The sequence below is a fragment of the Frigoribacterium sp. PvP121 genome, assembly GCF_017833115.1.
In the GTDB taxonomy this organism is placed as follows: domain Bacteria; phylum Actinomycetota; class Actinomycetes; order Actinomycetales; family Microbacteriaceae; genus Frigoribacterium; species Frigoribacterium endophyticum.
Map to the genome: position 1 here is coordinate 3,180,098 of NZ_JAFIBR010000001.1, position 18,952 is coordinate 3,199,049.

The following is an 18,952-nucleotide window of genomic DNA, read 5'->3' on the forward strand; positions in this document are numbered from 1 at the left end:
GCCCTCGACGTCGAGGTGGTTGGTGGGCTCGTCGAGGAAGAGGACGTCCCAGTCGCCGACGAGCAGGGTCGCGAGCGCGACGCGGCGACGCTGGCCTCCGGAGAGGTCGCCGAGGGTGGCCTCCCACGGGATGTCACTGGCGAGGCCGGAGATGACGTCGCGGATGCGGGCGTCGCCCGCCCACTCGTGCTCTTCCCGGTCGCCGACGATCATCGCGCCGACGGTCTCGTGCTCGGGCAGCACGTCGCGCTGGTCGAGCATGCCGATGGTGAGGCCGCGGCGGGTCGTCACGCGGCCGTCGTCGGGCTCGAGCCGGCCGGCGAGCACCGACATGAGCGTCGACTTGCCGTCGCCGTTGCGCCCGACGACGCCGATCCGGGAGCCCTCGTCGATGCCGAGGGTGACGCCGTCGAGGACGACCTTCGTCGGGAACTCGAGCCGGAGGTTCTCTGCTCCAAGTAGATGTGCCACCTCAGAAGCGTAGACGGCGCGGACTGCACGCCAGACCGCGGACGGGTCAGCCGAGCGAGGCGACCCACTCGTCGGTGCCGTCGGTGAACTCCTGGCGCTTCCAGATCGGCACGCGCTCCTTGACCAGGTCGACGAGGTCGGAGCACGCGACGAAGGCGGCGGCCCGGTGCGCCGACGCGACCGCACAGGCCAGCGCGAGGTCGCCGACGTCGAGGTCGCCCACCCGGTGCTGCACGGCGATCGTCACCTCGGGGTGCCGGGCGGCGATCTGCTCGGCGACCTCGGCCATGACGTCGCCCGCCGACGGGTGCGCCTCGTAGTGCAGGGCCGTCACTCCCCGGCCGTCGTCGTGGTCGCGCACCACCCCGGCGAAGGCCACGACCGCCCCGGAGGCGCGGCTCGAGACCATCACGGAGCACTCGGTGGCCGACAGCTCGGTCGACACCACCTCGGCGAGCACGACCCGCCCGCTCGGGCCGCCCGGCACGGGGACGTCGTCGTCGGGGCCGGCCGTCTCGGAGAGCGGGCCGTCGTCGTCAGTCATGTGCGCCTCCGGAGATCTGGTCGAGGGCGTGGTCGACGATCTCGTCGAGCACGGCGAGGCCGTCGCGCACTCCCCCGCGCGAGCCGGGGAGGTTGACGACGAAGGTGCGGCCCGCGACGCCCGCGAGACCGCGGGAGAGGACGGCCGTGGGCGTGGCGGCGAGGCCGCGGCGACGGAGCTCCTCCGCGACGCCCGGCACCTCGAGGTCGAGCAGGGGCCGGGTCTGCTCGGGCGTGCGGTCGGTCGGCGTCAGCCCGGTGCCGCCGGTCGTGACGACGAGGTCGGGGCCGTCGGCGAGCGCCGCGGCGAGCGCCTCGCCCACGGGCGGGCCGTCAGCCACGACGACGGGCTCGGCGACGTCCCAGCCGCGGGCCTCGGCCCAGGCTCGGATCACGGGCCCGGTCAGGTCGTCGGCCCGGCCGGCGGCGGCCCGGGTGGAGGCCACGACGACCGCGACGCGGCGCACCGGGAGGGTGGTCACCGCGACCAGCGCCCCGAGGTGCCGCCCGACTTCTCGAGCACCTTGACGTCGCCGATCACGGCGAGGTGGTCGACGGCCTTGATCATGTCGAAGAGGGTCAGGGCCGCGACGGTGGCCGCGGTCAGCGCCTCCATCTCGACCCCCGTCACGCCGCGGGTGGCCACGCGGGCGACGACCGTGACGCGGTCGCGGCCGACCTCGAAGTCGACCGAGATCGCGCCGAGCGGCAGCGGGTGGCAGAGCGGGATGAGCGCGGGCGTCTGCTTCGCGGCCATGATGCCGGCGATGCGGGCGGTGCCGAGGGCCTCGCCCTTCGGCAGGGTGCCGTCGCTGAGCTGGGCGACCACGTCGGGCCGCGTCGAGATCACGGCCTGGGCGGAGGCCTCGCGCGACGTCTCGGGCTTCTCGGTCACGTCGACCATGTGCGCGGTGCCGTCGGCCCGCACGTGGGTGAGGCCGCCGGGCGCCACGGGCGAGGAGGAGGCCGGGCGGAGGCGGTAGTGGTCGTCGGTCATCGCGGGCCCCTCAGTCGTCGAGGGCCCAGACTACGACCTCGTCGCCCGGCTGCACCCGGTCGAGCCCGACCGGCAGGTGGACCAGGAGCGAGGCGGCCGCGTGGGCCGAGAGCAGGTGCGAGCCCGGGCCGCCGACGAACCGGACCCGGCCGTCGTCGTCGAGCCGCCCCCGGCGCAGCTGGTGCTTGCCGACGGGCGACTCGGCCGCCTCGGCCATCGGGGCCGACCACGCCCGACGCGGGGTGCCCGCCGCCGTCTCGGCCTGCAGCACCGGGCGGAGGAACGCCTCGAACGACACCAGCGCGCTCACCGGGTTGCCGGGGAAGCAGACGATCGGCAGGGCGGCCGCCCGGCCGTCGAGCCGGAGGTGCCCGAGGCCCTGCGGCCCGCCCGGCTGCATCGCGACCGACGAGAAGACGACGCCGGCGGCCTCGAAGGCGTCGCGCACGACCTCGTACGCCCCGGCGCTCACCCCGCCGGTGGTGACCACGAGGTCGACGTCGTCGGCCGCGGCGGCGACCACGTCGAGCAGCGCGCGGGCGTCGTCGGAGACGCGGCGCACCCGCACGTCGACGCCGACGTCGCCGAGGGCCGCGGCGAGGCTCGCGCCGTTCGCGTCGTGGATCGTGCCCGGCGCGAGCACCGAGCCGGGCTCGGCGAGCTCTTCCCCCGTCGAGACGAGCAGCACCCGCGGGCGGCGAAGCACCTCGACCGTGGCGAGGCCCGCGGCGGCGACGACCCCCCAGCGGGCGGGCGTCAGCACCGTGCCCGCCTCGACCAGCACGGTGCCCGCGGCCACGTCGCTGCCCGCCGGCCGCACGAACGTGCCGGGGGCGACGTCTCCGGGCAGCACGACCCGGGCCGCCGTGCCGGGCTCGGGGAAGGCCGCGGGCAGGGCCCGCTCGACGGGCACCACCGCGACGGCGCCCTCGGGCACGGGAGCCCCCGTCATGATCGGCGCGGCCGTGCCGGGTAGGAGTCGCGGGCCCGTCCGCCCCGCGGGGATCGGCTCGACGACGACGAGGTCGACCGGACCCGCGCCCCCCAGGTCGGCGGCGCCCACGGCGAAGCCGTCCATCTGCGAGTTGGCGAACGGCGGGAGGTCGATCGGCGCGGCGAGGGGCGCGGCGAGCACCCGGCGGCGGTAGCGCTCGGGCTCCGCCGCGAGGAGGGCGGGATCGACGCGGAGGACCTCGGGGGAACGCTCGGCGAGGGCGTCCCTCACCAGGGCCTCGACGTCGTGACGGTGCTGCTCGACGGTGCGCACTCGGCTCCTCTCGCGGTGGTCGCCAGTAGCGTAGCGAGCGTGACCGACACGACCGACGCGCACCGCGACTCCTCGACCTCCCCCTCCCCCGCCGGCTCCGCCGCGCCCGACGCCGCGGGCCTGCCCCGCGTCGACGTCGCCGTGATCGGCGGCTCGGGCCTCTACTCGCTGTTCGCCCCCGGCACGGCCACGAGCCACGTCGTCGAGACGCCCTACGGGCCCACCTCGAGCGAGGTCACGGTCGGGCAGCTCGGCGGCAAGACCGTCGCCTTCCTCACGCGGCACGGCAAGGGGCACTCGGTGCCGCCGCACCGCATCGACTTCCGCGCGAACGTCTGGGCGCTCGCGTCGCTCGGCGCGAAGGCCGTCGTCTCGTCGTCGGCCGTGGGCGGGGTCAGCCCCGAGTACCCGCCGGGCACGATGGTCGTCACCGACCAGTTCATCGACCGCACCTGGGGCCGCCCCGACACGTTCTTCGACGTCGCGGGCTCGGTGCAGCACCTCGTCGCCGCCGACCCGTTCGACCCGGTGCTGCGCGCCGCCGCCGTCGCCGCCCTCGAGCAGCAGGGCGAGCCGTTCGCCGCGACCGGCACCTGCGTCGTCATCCAGGGCCCGCGCTTCTCGACGCGGGCGGAGTCGCTCTGGTTCCGCGCCGCGGGCGCCCACACGATCAACATGACGATGTACCCGGAGGTGCCGCTGACGATGGAGCTCGGCATGGGCGCCGTCAACCTCTCGTTCGTCACCGACAGCGACGCCGGCCTCGCGCCGGAGGAGGGCACCGACGACGACGCCGTCAGCCACGGCCTCGTGATGGAGCGCCTCGCCGCGGCCCAGCCCCGCATCGTCGCCGCCATCGAGTCGATCGTCGCGGCGCTGCCCGCCGACTACGAGCCGCGCGAGCTGATCCCGGCGGCGGCCGTGGCCGAGGTGCTCGCACGCCCCGTCGCGGCGGCGCGGTCGTGAGCGACGCGACCCGCGACGCGCCGGCGCCCGGCCGGCTGCTCGTCACGGGCGGGGCCGGCTTCATCGGCTCGGCGATCGTGGCGCAGGCGCTCGACCGGGGCTGGACGGTGCGCGTGCTCGACTCGCTGCGCCCCGACGTGCACGGCGGGCCCCCGTCGCTCGACCCGCGCGTCGAGTTCGTGCGCGCCGACGTGCGCGACGCCGCCGCCGTCGACGCCGCGCTCGTCGGGGTCGACGCCGTCTGCCACCAGGCCGCGAAGGTGGGGCTCGGCGTCGACTTCCAGGACGCCCCCGACTACGTCGACAGCAACGAGCACGGCACGGCCGTGCTGCTCGCGGCGATGGACAGGGCCGGCGTCGGCCGCCTCGTCGTCGCCTCGTCGATGGTCGTCTACGGCGAGGGCAGCTACCGCACGTCGACCGGCGAGACGGAGCGCCCGGCGCCCCGCCGCGTCGCCGACCTCGACGCGGGCGTCTTCGACCCGCGCGACGAGCACGGCGAGCTGCTGCAGCCGCAGCTCATCTCGGAGGAGGCGCCGCTCGACCCACGGAACGTCTACGCCATCACGAAGCTGACGCAGGAGCACCTCGCCACCTCGTGGGCCCGCAGCACCGGCGGGCGGGCGGCGGCCTTGCGCTACCACAACGTCTACGGGCCGGGCATGCCGCAGAACACGCCGTACGCGGGCGTCGCGTCGCTCTTCCGCTCGTCGCTCGAGCGGGGCGAGGCGCCGCGCGTCTACGAGGACGGCGCCCAGCGCCGCGACTTCGTGCACGTGCGCGACGTCGCCTCGGCGAACCTCGCGGCGCTCGACTGGACGGCCGAGCAGGAGGGCGAGACCTCCCGGGCCTTCAACGTCGGCAGCGGCACCGTGCACACCATCGGCGAGATGGCGGAGGCGCTGGCCCGCGAGGCCGGCGGCCCCGCCCCGGTCGTCACCGGGCAGTACCGCGCGGGCGACGTGCGCCACGTCACGGCGTCGTCCGAGCGGCTGCGCGCCGAGCTCGGCTGGAGCCCGAGCGTGTCGTTCGAGGAGGGGATGCGCGAGTTCGCGACCGCGCCCCTGCGGGCGGCCGTCGCGCGCTGACCCCGGCCGCGTCGCGCGGCGCCGGCGGGGCGGCGGGGCGCGAGCGCGGCGGCCCGGTGGCGCGGCGGCCCGCCGCAGTGGTTCGGCCGGGCGGCTCCACGGCCCGGGGCCGCGCTGTGCGGACAGCGCCGCCCCAGTCCGGGGCGGCACCGGTCGTTCCCAAGGCGGGCTCTCTACAGTCGGGAGGATGAGCTCTCCCCTGGTCGACGTCGTGCTGCCCTGCCTCGACGAGGAGGGAGCGCTGCCCTGGGTGCTCACGCGCATCCCCGAGGGCTGGCGCGCCATCGTCGTCGACAACGGCTCGACCGACCGCTCCGCCGCGGTCGCCCGCGAGCACGGCGCCCTCGTCGTCGAGGAGTCGCGGCGCGGCTTCGGCGCGGCCGCCCACGCCGGCCTCGAGGCCGCCACCGCCCCGTGGGTCGCCTTCTGCGACGCGGACGCCTCGATGGACCCGGGCGACCTGGTCGCCCTCGCCGCCCCCGTCCTCGCCGGCGACGCCGAGCTGGTGCTCGGTCGACGCCGCCCGACCACCCGCGGCGCCTGGCCGCTGCACGCCCGCATCGCGAACCTGGTGCTCGCCCGCCTGATGCGCCGCGCCTCCGGCGTCGCCCTGCACGACCTCGGGCCGATGCGCGTCGCCTCCCGCGAGGGCCTCCTCGGCCTCGGCCTCGTCGACCGCCGCAGCGGCTACCCGCTCGAGATGGTGCTGCGCGGCTCGCAGGCCGGCTGGCGCATCGTCGAGCTCGACGCCCCGTACGCCCCGCGGGTCGGCCGCAGCAAGGTCACGGGCACGATCCGCGGCACCTGGGTCGCCGTGAAGGACATGTCGCGACTGCTGCGGGAGGTGGGCCGGTGACCACCCTCGTGCTGATCTGCAAGGAGACCGTCCCCGGCCGGGTCAAGACGCGCCTCCACCCGCCCCTGAGCCTCGAGCAGGCCGCCGAGCTGGCCGCCGCCGCGATCCAGGACACCCTCGACGTGCTCCGCGCGCTGCCCGCCACGCGACGCGTCCTGCTCTTCGACGGCAACCGGACGCCGCCCGGCTCCGAAGACCTCGATGTGATCCCCCAGACCAGCGGCGACCTCGACGAACGACTCGGGGCGCTCTTCGACGCCGTCGACGGCCCGACCGTGCTCGTCGGCATGGACACGCCGCAGATGACCGCCGCCGACCTCGCGCCCGTGCTCGACTCGTGGCGCGACGGCCCCGGCGACGAGGTCGACGCCTGGTTCGGCCCCGCCAACGACGGCGGCTTCTGGGCCCTCGGCCTCGCCCGCCCGACCGGCGACCTGCTCCGCGGCGTCCCGATGTCGCGCGCCGACACCGGTGAGCACCAGCTGCGTCGCCTCGCCGAGGCCGGCCTGCGCGTGCGCACCCTGCCCGAGCTCGCCGACGTCGACACGATCGACGACGCGCGCCTGGCCGCCGCCGCCGGCCCCGAGACCCGCTTCGCCCGCCTGCTGCACCGCTTCGAGGAGCCCCGCTCGTGACCATCGCCTCCGACCCCCGCCCCACCTTCGGCTCAGGAGGCGCGGAGCCCTACGCCCGCGCCCTCCGCCGCGAGGGGCTGCTGCAGCTCGTCCGCTCCCCCGGCAGCACCCGCGAGCGAGGCGGTCGCCCCGGCGACGCCGCGCGGGGCACCGCCCAGGCCGCCTTCGACGTCGCCCGCTGGAGCGCCGACGCCGACGCGGCCGACCTCACCACGATCGACGACGCGCGCTCGGTGCTCGACATCGGCTGCGGCCCCGCCCGGATGGTGCGCGCCGCCGTCGACCGCGGCCTCGACGCCCTCGGGGTCGACGTCTCCGTCACCGCCGTCGCGATGGCCGTCGACGCGGGCCTGCCCGTCGTCGCCGGCTCCGTCTTCGACGCGGGCCTGCCCGGCGAGGGGTCGTGGCACGTCGCCCTGCTGCTCGACGGCAACATCGGCATCGGGGGCGACCCGACCGCGCTCGTGCGCCGCGCCTCCTCGGTGCTGTCGACCGACGGCTCGGTGGTCGTCGAGACCGCTCCCGACGCGCGCGCCGACGTCGTGTACGACGCCCAGGTCGTCGACGAGCAGGGCCGCGCGAGCGCGACCTTCCCGTGGGCCGAGGTCGGCCGTGAGGCCCTCGGGCGTCACGCCGCCGCCGCGGGCCTGCGGGTGGCTCAGACCTGGTCGGCCTCGGGCCGGACGTTCTGTCGCCTGGTCGCCGCGAGGTAGACGGCGATCGTCGCCGCGGCGAGCAGGGCGAGCACGAGCCAGAGCAGCCCCAGCCGCGCGCCGTAGTCGAACGGCAGCACCGTGTCGTTCTTGGTGCCCTTCGCCTTCGCGATGATCTCGGGCACGACGACGATCGACAGCACGGCCCCGACGATGACGGTCGTCTGGACGATCGCCAGCACGGCCGGGCGCACGCGGCGACCGGCACGGCGCACGACGAGCGAGACGCCGACGACGAGCGGCGCGAGCACGGCGTCGTGGACGATCACCGAGCCGATCAGCCACACGAGCAGCCCGCCGTAGCGGGTCGGGGCCACCGTGTCGGTGAGCACGTATCCGCCGAGGCCGATCAGGGCGACGCCGACGACGAGCAGCACGGCCCGCGCGACGCGGACGCCCCGCCCGGTCGAGGCAGGCACGCTCGGGGCCGCGCTCGAGGCGGTCATCGGACGACCTCGATCCGGCTGAGCCACTTGGTCTGCAGCACGCCGGGGCGACCGGGGGCGATCACGCGGGCCGGGTAGCCGTGCTCGATGTCGAGGCGGCTCCCGTTCAGCTCGAGGGCGACCAGCGTGGTCGGGTCGGTGGCGTACTCGGGGCCCATCAGCATGATGCGGTACCCGCCCTTCTCCTCGAGGCTCGTGAACTTCAGGCGGGCGTCGCCCGGGGCGCCGACGGCGCCCATCAGGTCGACGAGGCGCACGCCGCGCCAGGCCGCCGTCTGGCTCCAGCCCTCGACGCAGGCGATCGGCAGGCGCTCGTCGCCCTGCCGCATCGCCTCGAGGTCGGCGGCGCTGAACGACAGCTCGCGGTCGCCGTTCGCGACGGTGAGGCGCCAGGCCGGGTCCATCGCGGTCTCGAGCACCCGAGCCGCCGCGGCCGTGCGGTTGATCGGCAGGTCGTTCGGGCCGAGGCCCGCCTGCCGCGGCCCGAAGGCGTTGAGCGGAGCGAGCGCGGCGAACGACTGCCCGGCGGTCAGCACCACGGCCCCGCCGGTGGCGACGCCGACGCCGGTGAAGAAGGCCCGGCGGGAGACGACGGAGGCGCGGGGCACGTCGCGCTCGTCGCGCGCGCCGTCGATCCAGCGGGTCACGCGCCCGACCAGGCCGGTCGGCTGGGGGGCGGCTGCGGCCTGCCCGCGTCGCGGCTCCGGGGCCGCCTGCCGGGCGCGCAGCTCGCGGGCCGCGGTGAACTCGGCGCGGGCCGGGTCGAGCTCGCGCGACGGCTCGACGAACCGGCCCTCGGCGTCGTAGCTGTCGCGGGCCCGCCAGTAGCGCGTGATGAGCGGCAGCTTCACCGCGATGTGCACCGCGAGCGACCCGATGATCACGAACGACAGGGCGAAGTGCACCTGCTTGAACGGGAACGGCCACGGGTACCACTGGTACGTGTTGAGCAGCCCGGTGACGAGCTGGAGGATCGAGCTCGCGACGAAGAGGGCGATGGAGGCGCGCTCGAGCAGCTGCACCGGGTGCCGCACCAGCGGCGTCTGGAACAGCTGCGGGAAGACCGCGTACAGCTTGCCGAGCAGCAGCGGGACGCACGCGATGCCGGCCGTGATGTGCACGCCCTGGCTCACCTGGTAGAGCCACACGGGCGAGGTCGGGAAGCGCATCCAGGCGGCGGGCTCCTGGAGGAAGTGGCTGTAGAGGCCGGTCAGCAGGCAGACGACGAAGGCCAGCCCGAGCAGCCGCCCGAGCACCGTCGCGGTGCGGGCCGTGCGCGTCGGCGAGGAGGCCGCCGTGCGGAGCGTGTCGAGCAGTCGTCTCATGGGGGCCGTCTCTGCGAGGTGCGGGAACGACCTCCCAGGGCGGTGTCGTCCAGACTGGTCGCGTGCGTACTCTATTCGCGGCCGTGGCCGTCACCGGATTGGCGGCGACCGTGGCCTGGGGCGTGCTGGAGCTGGGGTTCCTCGAGAAGGACCTCCGCGACTCCTACGTGCTCTGGACGGCCGCGTGCTGGGCCCTCTTCGCGCTCGCCGTCGTGCTGCTGCGACGGGTGCCCCTGCGGGCCGTCACCGCCCTCGTGCTGGCCGGCACCGCGCTTCTCGGCGGCGCCGCCCTCGTGGGCCCGCCCAACACCAGCACCGACCCGGCCCGCTACGCCTGGGACGGCATCGTGCAGGGCGCCGGCACCTCGCCGTACACGTACACGCCCGACTCCGGCGAGCTGCGCGACCTGCGGCCCGACTGGATCTTCCCGCCCGCCGCCGACTTCACCCGCGACGACGGCACGATCGGCCAGCGCTGCAGCCAGCCCGACCGCCAGATCCACCGCGCCTACGACACCGAGACCGGCGACGTGGTCTGCACGGCGATCAACCGCCCCGAGGTGCCGACGATCTACCCGCCGACCGCCGAGCTGTGGTTCTGGGCGGTGCGCTCGGTGGTGCCCGCCGACGTGGAGTTCCTGCCCTTCCAGCTCGCCGGGGCGCTGCTCGTGCTCGGCACGACGGCCGCCCTGCTCGTCGCCCTGCGGCGCCGCGGGCTCGACCCGCGGTGGGCGGCGCTCTGGGGCTGGTGCCCGCTCGTGCTCGGCGAGGGCGTCACGAACTCGCACGTCGACCTGCTCGGCGCCGTGCTCGTCGTCGTCGCCTCGCTGTTCGTCGCCCGCGGCGCGGGCTGGCGCGGCGGCGTCGCGCTGGGCGCCGCGATCGCGACGAAGCTCATCCCGGTCATCGCCGCGCCCGCCCTGCTGCGCCGTCAGCCGGTGCGGGTGATCGTCGCCTCGATCGTCACCTTCGCCGTGCTCTACGTGCCCTACGTCGTGTCGACGGGCATCGGCGTGCTCGGCTACCTGCCCGGCTACCTCACCGAGGAGGGCTACGAGGACGGCTCGCGCTTCGTCTTCGCCTCGGCCTACCTGCCCGACTCCGTCGCGACGCCGGTGGTCGCGCTCGTGCTGCTCGTCACGGGCGTCGTCGTGTGGGTGAGGACCCCGCCCGGCGACCCGTGGCTCGGCCAGCTGGTGATGATCGGCGTGACCCTCGTCGCCGTCAGCCCCCGCTACCCCTGGTACGCGCTGCTGCTCGTGCCGTTCGTCGCCATGACCGGGCGGGGGGAGTGGCTGGCGATCCCGCTCGCGCTGCTCGTGCGGCAGCTCGAGCCGGGCCAGGCCCTCCAGCGGTCGTCGCTCGCGGCGGCGGTGCTGGTCATCCTCCTCGGCACGATCCTCCGGGCCGGGGCCGGGTGGCTCGACCGGCTGGCGGACCTGGCGGAGGCGGGGGGCCGGCGCCTGCGCCACCCGCGCTGGCCGCGGGGCCGGGGCGGGCGTGCGGCCCTCGCGGGCGGGAGCGCCGGCGGGGGCCCCGGGGGGAACGCCGGCGGCGGCGTCGCCGGGTCGGCGAGGTCGACCGGAGCGTCGGGGCCGCCGGGGGCCTCGGCCTAGGATCGTCGCATGCCGACACGGACACGCGCACCGCGCCTCCTCGTCACCGCCCTCGTCGGGCTGGGCGTGCTGGTCGCCGCGGCGGGCTGCTCCGCCGGCGACGCCGGTGCGGGCGACGACACGACCGCGGGCACGACCGCCCCGGGCCGGGCGACGCCCGCGCTGTCGGGCGAGGTGACCGTGCTCGCCGCGGCCTCGCTGACCGAGACCGTCGACCGCCTCGCCGCCGAGTTCGAGGCGGCGAACCCCGGCACGACCGTGACGGTGAGCTACGGCGGCAGCTCGGCGCTCGCGCAGCAGATCGTCTCCGGCTCGCCGGTCGACGCCTTCCTCAGCGCGAGCAGCGCCACGATGCAGACCGTCGTCGACGCCGGGCTGGTCGAGGGCGAGCCGACCACGTTCGCGCGGAACGCCCTCGAGATCGCCGTGCCGGTCGGCGACCCGGGCGACGTCGACTCCCTCGCCGACCTCGCCGACCCCGACGTCTCGGTCGCGCTCTGCGCCGTCGAGGTGCCGTGCGGCGCCCTCGCCCGCGAGCTGCTCGACGCCGAGGGCGTCGACGTCGAGCCCGCCACCCTCGAGCCCGACGTGAAGAGCGCGCTGACGAAGGTCGAGCTGGGCGAGGTCGACGCCGCGCTCGTCTACGAGACCGACGTCGCGGCCGCCGGCGACCGCGTGCAGGGCGTCGAGGTCGGCGGCGCCGACGCCCCGACGACCGCGTACCTCGGGGCGCGCCTCCGTGACGCCCCCGACCCGACCGTCGCCGACGCCTTCCTCGCGTACGTGCTCTCCGACCCCGGGCAGGACGCGCTCGCCGATGCCGGCTTCCGGGTCGGCTGAGGCCGGGGCGGCCCCAGGGGCCGGCGCCGGGGCAGGGCCGGCCGCCGGGGCGGGGCACGGCGGGGTCGCGACGCGGCGCGGGGCCCGTGACCGGCGCCTCCCGGTGCTCGTGCTCGTGCCCGCGCTCGTCGGCCTCGCACTGCTCGTGCTGCCCGCCGTCGCCCTGCTGGTGCGGGCGCCGTGGGCGACGCTGGCACCGCGCCTCCTCAGCGACGGCGTGCTCGACGCCCTGCGGGTCTCGCTGACCAGCGCCCTGCTGGCCACCGCCCTCAGCCTGGTGCTGGGCGTGCCGCTGGCCTGGCTGCTGACGACGAGCGACGGCTGGGCGGCGCCGTGGCGGCGCCTGCTGCGCGCCGTCGTGACCGTGCCGCTCGTGCTGCCGCCCGTGGTCGGCGGCGTCGCGCTGCTCTACCTGCTCGGGCGCCAGGGGCTGATCGGGCGCCCGCTCGACGCCGCCTTCGGCGTCACCGTGCCGTTCACCCTGGGCGCCGTCGTGATCGCGCAGACGTTCGTCGCGATGCCCTTCCTCGTGCTGAGCGTCGAGGGGGCCCTCCGCGGGGTCGACCGCGGGCTCGAGGCCGCCGCCGCGTCGCTCGGCGCGTCGCGCTGGTACGCCTTCCGGCGCGTGACGGTGCCGCTCGTGGCGCCGGGCGTCGCGGCGGGCGCCGTGCTCTGCTTCGCCCGCGCCCTCGGCGAGTTCGGCGCGACGATCACCTTCGCCGGCACCTTCCCCGGGCGCACCCAGACCCTCCCGACGAGCGTCTACCTCGCCCAGCAGAGCGACCCCGAGAGCGCCGTCGCGATCTCGCTGCTGCTGCTCGCGGTCGGCGTCGGGGTGCTGCTGCTGCTGCGTGACCGGTGGCTGACGACGGGGGCGCGGTGAGCGGGGGCGCGGCCGGGGCCGGGCTCTCGGCGCGGCTGCGCGTCGCGCGCGGGGCGTTCCGGCTCGCCCTCGACCTCGACGTCGCGCCCGGCGAGGTGGTCGCCCTGCTCGGGCCCAACGGCGCCGGCAAGTCGACCGTGCTCGCCGCGCTCGCGGGGCTGCTGCCGGCCGACGGGTCGGAGGTCGTGCTCGACGGGCGGGCGCTCGAGGGCGGTGCGTCGGCGGGCGGCCCGGCGGCGCAGCGCCCGGCGACGCAGGGCCCGGCGGCGCAGCGCCCGGCTCTGCGCACCGTCCCCGCCCGCGACCGCGACGTCGGCACCGTCTTCCAGGACTACCGCCTCTTCCCGCACCTCACCGCCCTCGAGAACGTCGCCTTCGGCCTCCGCGCCCGGGGCGTGCCGGCGACCGGGGCCCGGGCCCGCGCCCGCGACGAGCTCGCCCGCGTGGGGCTCGCCGACGAGGCCGGGCGTCGCCCCGGCGAGCTGTCGGGCGGCCAGTCCCAGCGCGTGGCGGTGGCGCGGGCGCTGGCGGCCGACCCGCGACTCCTGCTGCTCGACGAGCCGCTCGCCGCACTCGACGCCGGGGCGCGGGCCGAGCTCCGGGCGGCCCTCGCCGAGCTGCTGCACGGGGTCGCCGTGCCGACGGTGCTGGTGACCCACGACCCGGTCGACGCGGTGGCCCTGGCGCGCCGCGTGGTCGTTCTCGAGCGGGGAGCGGCCGTTCAGCACGGCCGCCCGACCGCCGCGCTGCTCGACCCGCACACTCCGTACGTCGCGTCGCTGACCGGGGCCACGGTGTGGGCGCCGGAGGCCGTGCACGAGGGGCCGGGCACGCTGACCGCCGAGCTGCCGGGCGGGCTCCGGCTGACCTCGACGCGCCCCCGAGCCTCGGCGGGGCCGCCTCGGGTCGCCTTCCCGGCCGAGGCGCTGACGCTCTCCGCCCCCGACCGCGGAGCGGCGGGCCGGGTGTCCGCCCTGAGCGACCTCCCTGCAGGAGGCGCGGTGCCCGCCGCCCTCGCCGCCCGCGTCGTCCGCACCGAGCAGCGTCTCTCGCGGCTGGCCGTGCTGGTGGCCACCGACCGGGGCGGTCACCTGGCCACCGCGGAGGTGCCCCTCGGCGACGCCGACCCCGCCGTCCTGCGCGCGGGCGCTCCGGTGACGGTGACGGTCGACCCGGGCCTCGTCACGATCCGCTGACCGGCGGCCGCTGCTCGCTGCGGCGGGTCGCCGTCCTCCCCGGCGGGCCGGCGCTCGCCCGTCGTCGAGGCCGGCGACCCGCCGCACCGCCGAGGCCCTGCACCACGCCCGCACCACGCCCGCACCCGCGACGACGGCGACCCGCCGACGCCCCCGCGCCGAGCCGGCGGGAGCGCGACCGGGCCCGTGCTCAGCGCCGTCACCGCGCCTCCGGCCTGCGGCGTCCGCGTGGTTCGCCTACAGTCGTCGCATGACGGTCTCGCTCGGGTTGCCCGCCCTCCCCCGGCGCACCGGCGAGGTCGGAGCCGGCAGCGCCGACGCCGGCCTCCCCGCGCGCCCCTCCGCCGACCGGGCCCCCGGCCTGCTCGACCGCTTCGGGCGCGTCGCCAGCGACCTCCGGGTGTCGCTGACCGACAAGTGCAACCTGCGCTGCACCTACTGCATGCCGGCCGAGGGGCTGCCCTGGCTGCCGAAGGACCAGGCGCTCAGCGCCGACGAGATCGTGCGCCTCGTCGCGATCGGCGTGCGCGACCTCGGCGTGCGGCAGGTGCGCTTCACCGGCGGCGAACCGCTGCTGCGGGCCGACCTCGTCGACATCGTCCGTCGCGTCGCGGCGCTCGAGCCCCGGCCCGACGTGTCGCTCACGACGAACGCGATCGGCCTGGCGCAGCGGGCCCAGGCGCTCCGCGACGCGGGCCTCGACCGGGTCAACGTCTCGCTCGACTCGCTGCACGCCCAGACCTTCACGCAGCTGACCCGACGCCCCTTCCTCGACAAGGTGCTCGCGGGCGTCGACGCCGCGGCCGCGGCGGGCCTCACCCCGGTCAAGATCAACGCGGTGCTGCTGCCGGGCGTCAACGACCACGAGGCCGCCGACCTGCTGGCGTGGGCGCTCGCCGGCGGCCACGAGCTGCGGTTCATCGAGCAGATGCCCCTCGACGCCGACCACACCTGGGACCGCGCCTCCTTCGTCACCTCCCTCGACATCCGCACGCGGCTCGCCGAGCGCTTCGTGCTGAGCCCCCACGCCGCGCCGCGCGACGGTGCACCGGCCGAGCGCTTCGACGTCGTGGGCCACGGCGCCGACGCCGGGCTCGCCGGCACCGTCGGCATCATCGCCTCCGTCAGCGACCCGTTCTGCGGCGACTGCCGTCGGACCCGGCTCACCGCGGAGGGCGGCGTGCGGAGCTGCCTCTTCGGCGACGCCGAGACCGGGCTCCGCGACCCGATGCGGGCGGGCGCCGACGACCGCGAGCTCGCCGACCTCTGGCGCGGGGCGATGTGGACCAAGCCCGCGTCGCACGGCATCGACCGACCCGACTTCGTGCAGCCCGCGCGGTCGATGAGCGCCATCGGAGGCTGACGTGACCCGAGCGACCCTGAGGTTCTTCGCGGCGGCCCGCGCGGCCGTCGGCCTCGACGAGCAAGTCGTCGAGCTGCCCGACGACGAGCGCGCCACGGTCGGGCGGCTGCTCGCCGAGGTGCGGCCCGTCGAGGGAACGTCGGCCGCCGACTGGCGCGACGTGCTGCTGCGCTGCTCGTTCCTCGTCGACGGGCTCACGACCCGCGACCGCGAGCAGCTCGTGGCGGACGGCGACGTGGTCGACGTCATGCCGCCGTTCGCCGGCGGCTGAGTCGAGCGCGCGGCTGCGCAGAACGAGAGCATCTCGGTCGCCGGCGCCGCAGGGCCGGGGTCCCGACCCTCGTTCTGACCAGATGACTCTCAAATGTGAGAAGCAGTGTCGCCCACCGGTCAGCGGGCGGGGACGTGGTGCGTCAGCTGCGGGCGAGGACGCGGTGCCTCGCCGACGGGCCGGGGACGGGCTGCGTCAGCGGCGCGCCCCGGCGTCGGCGCGCAGCTGCCAGCCGAGCATGCCGCCGTCGAGCACGGCGACGTCGAAGCCCTCCCCGGCGAGCAGGTCGGCGGCCGCCCGTGCCCGGGGCCCCCGCGCGCAGTAGACGATCACGGGCACGGCGGGGTCGAGCTCGGGCCGCTGCCGTGTCCGCACGCCGAGGCCGGGCGCCGTCACGTCGCCCGGCAGGTGCGCGAAGGCGTGCTCGTCGGGCTCCCGCACGTCGAGCAGGGTGAACTCGGCCACGCCCTCCTCCCGCGCGGTGAGCAGCTCGGCGAGGTCGTCGGCGCTCACGTCGGGCCCGACGGCCCGGGCCTCCGCGGGGGCGGCAGGAGCAGCCGGGGAGGCGGTGGTCACGACCGGGCCCGCCGACGCGCTCGGCTCGACCCGCGACTCCTCGGGCTCGGCCTGCCGCCGGGCCGCGGCCGCGCGCTCCCGCTCGGCCGCCCGGTGCGGAGCCCGCCGCAGCCGGCTCTCGCGCCACGAGCCGCCGAGGGCGTCGAGGGTGACCACGCGGCCGAGGAGGGGCTCGCCGACGCCCGTCAGCAGCTTGACCGCCTCGGAGGCCATGACGCCGCCCACGGTGCCGCAGAGCGGGCCGAGGACGCCGACGTCGGCGCAGGACTCGTCCCAGCCGGAGGCGGGCGGCGCCGGGTGCAGGTCGCGGTAGTCGACGGCCCGGCCGTCGGGGGCGGCGTCCCAGAAGACGGAGACCTGGCCGTCGAAGCGGGAGACGGAGCCCCAGACGACGGGCAGCCCGCGGGCCGCGGCCGCGTCGGCGACGAGGTAGCAGGTGTCGAACGAGTCGCTGCCGTCGACGACGAGGTCGTACCCGTCGAGGAGCGACGCGGTCTCGGCCGTGAGGCGCACGGGGTGCACGACGACCTCGACCTCGGGGGCCGCGGCACGCACGCGCTCGGCCGCCACGCGGGCCTTCGGCCGGCCGACGTCGCTCGGCGAGAAGAGCACCTGACGCTGTAGGTTCGAGCGGTCGACGACGTCGTCGTCGACCATTCCCAGCGTCCCCACACCGGAGGCTGCGAGATATTGGACGACCGGTGCGCCCAGCCCACCGGCACCCACGACCAGCACCCGCGCTGCCCGCAGCCGGCCCTGGGCGTCGAGACCGAAGCCCGGCAGGCGGACGCTGCGCGACCAGCGCACGTCGTCCTCCGGGGCGGTGGCCGACCCCTCGGGGCCGGCGGCGGCCCGCGCGGCGGACACCCTGACAGACGACACGAGAGGGGGCAGTGACGACATGGCGGACCTCCTGAGACCAGCCGCGGGCGACGCGGCCGCGCCCACTGTATCCCCGACCACCGGCACCCCCGGCGGCACGGCCCCGACCACCGCCGACGGCCGCGCCGACCGCCCGGTCGGGCGCCCCCGCGGGGCCGTCTCGCGCCTCCTGCACGCCCGTCACGCCGACGCCGTCCTGATCGGCCTGCTCGCGACCGTGGTGTCGGGTGCCTTCCTCTGGGTGCCCTCGGTCTGGTACGACGAGGCCGCGACGGTCGTCTCGGCCACCCGCACCTGGGGCCAGCTCTGGACGATGATCCACACGGTCGACCTCGTGCACGCCACGTACTACGCGTTCATGCACCTGTGGTTCGACGTCTTCCCGTACTCGCCGACGTCGCTGCGCGTGCCGAGCGCCCTCGCGACGGGCGCCGCGGCCGGCTTCACGGTGGCCCTCACGCGCATCCTCGTGGACCGCCGCACCGCCGTCGTGGCCGGCCTGCTGTTCTGCCTGCTGCCCCGCGTCACCTGGATGGGCGGCGAGGGCCGCTCGTACGCCCTGTCGGCCATGTTCGCCGTCGCCCTGACCCTCGTGCTCGTCGTGGCCGCCCGCCGCACCTCGGAGGACGGCGTGGCCCGCACCCGCCGCTCGGTGGCGCTCTGGTGGGTGGCCTACGGGGTGCTCGCGGTCGTCGCCGCCGCGTTCTTCCTCTACCTGGCGCTGCTCGTCGTCGGGCACGCCGTCACGATGATCGTCCGGGTCGTGCGCGACCACCGCGACCAGCGCGACCAGGTGGGGCGCGTCGACGAGTGGGCCCGCACGGGCTCGGTCGTCGTCGTGCCGGCCGGCGCCGCCGCGGGGTCGGCCACGGGGCCGCTCCGCACCGCGACCGCGCTCGGCGGGGTGGTGCGCGACTCGGTGCGCTCGTCGCGTCGCGCCTTCGTCGGCTGGTTCGGCGGCGCCGTCGTCGCCGGCCTCGCGTGCCTCCCGCTCGCCTGGTTCATCTCGGGGCAGAACGGGCAGGTCAGCTGGATCGAGCGGCCGAACTTCGACACCCTGCGCGGCGTCCTCGTGACCCAGTGGTTCATCGGCAACGAGAACTTCGCCGTGTTCGCCATCCTCGCGATGGCGTCGACCCTCATCGTGCTGGCGCTGCGCCTGGTGCCGGCCGCCCGGGGGTTCGCCGAGGTCGTGCTGCCCTGGCTCGTCGTGCCGACGGTCGGGCTCGTCGGCGTCTCGCTCCTCGTCGACCCGCTGTACTCGCCCCGGTACCTCACCTTCGGCACCCCGGCCGTCGCCATGACGATGGCGGTGGCCGTGGCCGCGATCCCCTGGCGACGCGTGATCGCCCTCGTGCTGCTCGTCGCCGTGGTGCTCACGACCCCCAGCTGGCTCGAGCAGCGCGAGCCCGAGGCCAAGGACTCCGCCGCCTGGGACCAGGTCGCGGCCCTCGTCGCCCGCGAGCGCGCGGAGGAGCCCGCCGGCACCGCGGAGGGCCTCGTCTTCGGGCCCGTGCGGCGTCACCCGCACGCCACGTCGCGCATCATCCAGGACACCTACCCGGCCGCGTTCGAGGGCATGTCCGACTTCACCCTCGAGACGCCCGGCGCCGAGACCGACGGCCTGTGGGAGACCCAGCACGACCTCGGCGACGTGCTCGACCGCACGGCCGACCTCGACGTCGTCTGGCTGATCACGAGCGACAAGCAGGACTGGCGCCCCCGCGTCACCGACGAGCTCGGCAGCGTCGGGTTCACCCTCGACGAGGAGTGGTCGCTGACCCGCACGAACGTGCTGCGCTACACGCGCTGAGCCGAGGCCGGCGCCGTGGGTGGCGGGCGCCCTCTTCCTCTCTCCCTCCGAATTCGAGAGTGATCAGCCCGCGAGGGACGAGGACGGCCCGGTCTCAGGGCCCGGGAGCAGGGATCTCTCTCGGATCGCGGTCGAGGGGTCGCGAGTGGAGGGGTGGCGGGGTCGAGGAGTCGCGGGTCGAGTCGCCCGGAGCGGTGCCAGTTCC

19 protein-coding genes and 1 pseudogene are annotated in these 18,952 nt (G+C 76.5%); 12 read left to right on the top strand and 8 right to left on the bottom strand.

The features are described from left to right. Positions 1–2: 2 nt before the first annotated feature. The 5 genes and pseudogenes from JOE43_RS16275 to glp form a co-directional block, all read right to left on the bottom strand. Positions 3–471 (bottom strand): annotated as a pseudogene (locus JOE43_RS16275) (ATP-binding cassette domain-containing protein); the annotation flags it as partial. A gap of 46 nt (positions 472–517) precedes the next feature. Beyond that, a complete protein-coding gene (locus tag JOE43_RS14795) occupies positions 518–1,015 on the bottom strand; it encodes a molybdenum cofactor biosynthesis protein MoaE (protein WP_167259900.1) in 498 nt (165 codons plus the stop codon). Next, entirely contained in the window at positions 1,008–1,505 is a 498-nt protein-coding gene (locus tag JOE43_RS14800) for a molybdenum cofactor biosynthesis protein B (protein WP_209519278.1), read from the bottom strand. The genes JOE43_RS14795 and JOE43_RS14800 overlap by 8 nt, the downstream gene beginning before the upstream one ends. Then, a complete protein-coding gene (moaC, locus tag JOE43_RS14805) occupies positions 1,493–2,011 on the bottom strand; it encodes a cyclic pyranopterin monophosphate synthase MoaC (protein WP_209518763.1) in 519 nt (172 codons plus the stop codon). Before moaC ends, JOE43_RS14800 begins: the two co-directional genes overlap by 13 nt. A gap of 10 nt (positions 2,012–2,021) precedes the next feature. After that, positions 2,022–3,278, bottom strand: coding sequence for a gephyrin-like molybdotransferase Glp (gene glp / locus JOE43_RS14810; protein ID WP_307803398.1), 1,257 nt, complete (start codon positions 3,276–3,278; stop codon positions 2,022–2,024). Between the two features lie 39 nt (positions 3,279–3,317). Between glp and JOE43_RS14815 the strand changes: the two genes are divergently transcribed. The 5 genes from JOE43_RS14815 to JOE43_RS15760 all read left to right on the top strand — a co-directional run bounded on the left by JOE43_RS14815 (position 3,318) and on the right by JOE43_RS15760 (position 7,536). Beyond that, a complete protein-coding gene (locus JOE43_RS14815) occupies positions 3,318–4,244 on the top strand; it encodes an MTAP family purine nucleoside phosphorylase (RefSeq protein WP_307803399.1) in 927 nt (308 codons plus the stop codon). Continuing rightward, entirely contained in the window at positions 4,241–5,332 is a 1,092-nt protein-coding gene (locus tag JOE43_RS14820) for an NAD(P)-dependent oxidoreductase (RefSeq protein WP_209518767.1), read from the top strand. Before JOE43_RS14815 ends, JOE43_RS14820 begins: the two co-directional genes overlap by 4 nt. Before the next feature lie 187 nt (positions 5,333–5,519). Continuing rightward, a complete protein-coding gene (locus JOE43_RS14825) occupies positions 5,520–6,188 on the top strand; it encodes a glycosyltransferase family 2 protein (protein ID WP_209518769.1) in 669 nt (222 codons plus the stop codon). Beyond that, positions 6,185–6,823, top strand: a complete 639-nt coding sequence (locus tag JOE43_RS14830) for a DUF2064 domain-containing protein (protein WP_056056720.1) — start codon at positions 6,185–6,187, stop codon at positions 6,821–6,823. The genes JOE43_RS14825 and JOE43_RS14830 overlap by 4 nt, the downstream gene beginning before the upstream one ends. After that, positions 6,820–7,536, top strand: a complete 717-nt coding sequence (locus JOE43_RS15760; protein WP_307803400.1) for a methyltransferase domain-containing protein — start codon at positions 6,820–6,822, stop codon at positions 7,534–7,536. The genes JOE43_RS14830 and JOE43_RS15760 overlap by 4 nt, the downstream gene beginning before the upstream one ends. On the opposite strand, the gene JOE43_RS14840 is transcribed toward JOE43_RS15760, so the two are convergent. Next, the gene (locus tag JOE43_RS14840; protein WP_209518771.1) at positions 7,482–7,982 is read right to left on the bottom strand and encodes a hypothetical protein; all 501 of its coding nucleotides are present in this window, start codon (positions 7,980–7,982) and stop codon (positions 7,482–7,484) included. The genes JOE43_RS15760 and JOE43_RS14840 overlap by 55 nt on opposite strands. Further along, positions 7,979–9,307, bottom strand: coding sequence for a molybdopterin-dependent oxidoreductase (locus tag JOE43_RS14845; protein WP_209518773.1), 1,329 nt, complete (start codon positions 9,305–9,307; stop codon positions 7,979–7,981). The genes JOE43_RS14840 and JOE43_RS14845 overlap by 4 nt, the downstream gene beginning before the upstream one ends. A 62-nt stretch (positions 9,308–9,369) precedes the next feature. Here JOE43_RS14845 and JOE43_RS14850 point away from each other — a divergent pair, with 62 nt between their 5' ends. The 6 genes from JOE43_RS14850 to JOE43_RS14875 all read left to right on the top strand — a co-directional run bounded on the left by JOE43_RS14850 (position 9,370) and on the right by JOE43_RS14875 (position 15,476). Beyond that, positions 9,370–10,923: a glycosyltransferase family 87 protein gene (locus JOE43_RS14850; RefSeq protein ID WP_209518775.1), complete on the top strand. Its 1,554-nt coding sequence runs from the start codon at positions 9,370–9,372 to the stop codon at positions 10,921–10,923. Between the two features lie 9 nt (positions 10,924–10,932). Next, a complete protein-coding gene (modA, locus tag JOE43_RS14855) occupies positions 10,933–11,763 on the top strand; it encodes a molybdate ABC transporter substrate-binding protein (RefSeq protein WP_209518777.1) in 831 nt (276 codons plus the stop codon). Positions 11,764–11,866: 103 nt separating this feature from the next. Then, the gene (locus tag JOE43_RS14860; RefSeq protein ID WP_307803401.1) at positions 11,867–12,646 is read left to right on the top strand and encodes an ABC transporter permease; all 780 of its coding nucleotides are present in this window, start codon (positions 11,867–11,869) and stop codon (positions 12,644–12,646) included. Further along, positions 12,643–13,842 (top strand): ATP-binding cassette domain-containing protein, encoded by a 1,200-nt coding sequence (locus JOE43_RS14865; RefSeq protein WP_307803402.1) that lies wholly within the window; start codon positions 12,643–12,645, stop codon positions 13,840–13,842. The genes JOE43_RS14860 and JOE43_RS14865 overlap by 4 nt, the downstream gene beginning before the upstream one ends. 250 nt (positions 13,843–14,092) lie before the next feature. After that, positions 14,093–15,205 (top strand): GTP 3',8-cyclase MoaA, encoded by a 1,113-nt coding sequence (gene moaA, locus JOE43_RS14870; RefSeq protein WP_209518782.1) that lies wholly within the window; start codon positions 14,093–14,095, stop codon positions 15,203–15,205. A 1-nt stretch (position 15,206) separates the two neighbouring features. Further along, complete coding sequence (locus JOE43_RS14875; protein WP_056056735.1) at positions 15,207–15,476, top strand: MoaD/ThiS family protein; 270 nt, start codon at positions 15,207–15,209, stop codon at positions 15,474–15,476. Positions 15,477–15,671: 195 nt separating this feature from the next. Here the strand turns inward: JOE43_RS14875 and JOE43_RS14880 are convergent, their stop codons facing one another. Next, positions 15,672–16,955 carry a ThiF family adenylyltransferase gene (locus JOE43_RS14880; RefSeq protein ID WP_209518784.1) on the bottom strand — a complete coding sequence of 428 codons (1,284 nt, stop codon included), beginning with the start codon at positions 16,953–16,955 and terminating at the stop codon, positions 15,672–15,674. Here JOE43_RS14880 and JOE43_RS14885 point away from each other — a divergent pair. Further along, entirely contained in the window at positions 16,954–18,747 is a 1,794-nt protein-coding gene (locus JOE43_RS14885; RefSeq protein WP_209518787.1) for a hypothetical protein, read from the top strand. The genes JOE43_RS14880 and JOE43_RS14885 overlap by 2 nt on opposite strands. Positions 18,748–18,952: the final 205 nt, after the last annotated feature.